This is a genomic window from Microcoleus sp. Pol12B4, assembly GCF_036701385.1.
Classification (GTDB): domain Bacteria; phylum Cyanobacteriota; class Cyanobacteriia; order Cyanobacteriales; family Microcoleaceae; genus Microcoleus.
Genome location: NZ_JAUBQR010000419.1, coordinates 1 through 1,841, shown reverse-complemented (window position 1 = coordinate 1,841; position 1,841 = coordinate 1). Strand labels below are relative to the sequence as shown.

Sequence of the window (1,841 nt, the reverse complement as noted above, 5' to 3'; positions counted from 1 at the left end):
TTGCGATCGCAGCCTCGCTGACTCCTTTGATGCAAAAAGGCAATGATTTGGCGAGAAACACTCACATCTTTCTGAATATTGTGCTCTTGGGGCTGTTTGGCTGGCAAGCAGTATCAGGCGTGGAAATCCTGCAAAGAATTATCAGCAAAATGTGAGGATTGGGGTAAGATTGCTAATTGCTAATTGCTTTGAGGCGATTAGTGATTAGCAATTTAATTGTCAGATTATCCTGAGCCTCCCTGTTATACAATAGAGTGGCAGTTTAAAACAGCGACGGGGTGCGCTCGATACCAGTTGCGCTTGCTGTCGGATTGTCCCCACTCTGGGGGAAGGTTTAAGGTTCCGGCTTTGTGAGTTGTGAGTGGATAGGTGGTGTCAAAGGTGTTTTATATTCTTTCCAGAATTGGTAAATTGGCAAAGACCTATGGAAAATCAAATTGAAAACTAAAGTTTTAACTTGTTTAACGCTGTAATGTAGTGGCTAAATATTCAGACGTAGAAATTAATAATCTCATAGCTGAATCCAAGCCTTTACCTTTAGCTTGGCGCTCCCAGATTCGGATGAGAGAGGCAGGTGTTAGCAAAATGGGTGCTTTTGATATTGAGGGTGTTAATAACAATAAATTTCGCCTAATCTTACGTCAGAGCCGTCTGAATTTATTAGACTTTTCTATAATTATTGGAGTTTACCCTCCAGGTTCTAATAAACTTTTCCACTTAAGGCGGTATGATGGAAAAAGCCACGAACACACTAATCCGATAGAAAAGCAAAAATTTTATGACTTCCACATACATAAGGCAACAGAGAGGTATCAAAACTATGGAACTTGTGAAGAGGACAAATATGCTGAACCTACTGATAGGTTTTCTAATTTCGGAGAAGCTCTTGATTGTTTATTAAATGATTGTGGCTTTGAGTTACCTGATGATCCTCAACTTAGCCTCTTTTAAATAGGTGAAGAAAATGACTGCTGACGCTATCGAGAGGGAGTTTAAACAAAAAGTATGTGAAGAGTTGCGCCTTGCTGAAGAGGGGAAGGATAGATTTCGCGTATTTACGCCCTTCCGATTTGATGACGGCGACCATTTAGCTATTGTTTTAAAAAAAGAAAAAAATCAATGGTTGCTATCTGATGAAGGTCATACATATATGTACCTAACATATAGATTTAATGAGTCTGATTTAGAAAATGGTACGCGCAGAGAAATTATTACAAATTCCCTGTCTGAATTTCAGGTAGAAGATAGATATGGAGAATTTATAATAAAAATTGAACAGGGGGAGTATGGAGAGGCGTTATACAGATTTGCTCAAGCCTTATTAAGAATTTCTGATATTAGTTACTTATCAAGAGAAAGAGTTAAGTCCACTTTTTATGAAGATTTCCGAGCATTGATAGCCGAGAATGTTCCTGAAGACAGATATGTATTTGACTGGCACGATATGCAATATGACCCAGAAGGTGTTTATGAAGTAAATTGTCATATTAATAAGATGGCAAATCCTTTGTATATTTATGCACTACAAAATGACAATCAGGTGCGTGATGCAACTATTTCTCTCCTTCAATTTGAGAAATGGGGAAACTCTTTTTATCCAATTGCCATTTTTCAGGATGCGGACAAAGTAAGCAAAAAAGTTTTAAAGAAGTTTTCTAAAGTATGTGAAAAACAATTTCCTAGCTTACAAGAAAATCGCCGGGAAATTGTTCACTATCTTCGGGAAACTTTCTCGCGTTGAATATTTTTTTGGTGGTTCTTTACAAATTAAAAAAGGCGGCACCCAGATTTGAACTGGGGGTGGAGGTTTTGCAGACCTCTGCCTTACCACTTGGCTATGC

General features: G+C 38.2%; 3 protein-coding genes. All 3 read left to right on the top strand.

Annotated elements, in window-relative coordinates:
• Window positions 1-155: DUF4079 domain-containing protein (locus QUA38_RS28695; RefSeq protein ID WP_333167877.1), on the top strand; the 155-nt coding region annotated here is incomplete at its 5' end.
• 322 nt (window positions 156-477) lie between these two features.
• Window positions 478-951: a hypothetical protein gene (locus tag QUA38_RS28690; RefSeq protein WP_333167874.1), complete on the top strand. Its 474-nt coding sequence runs from the start codon at window positions 478-480 to the stop codon at window positions 949-951.
• A gap of 13 nt (window positions 952-964) precedes the next feature.
• On the top strand, window positions 965-1,741 hold the full coding sequence (locus tag QUA38_RS28685) for a DUF1828 domain-containing protein (RefSeq protein WP_333167871.1): 777 nt from the start codon (window positions 965-967) through the stop codon (window positions 1,739-1,741).
• The last annotated feature ends 100 nt before the right edge of the window (window positions 1,742-1,841 follow it).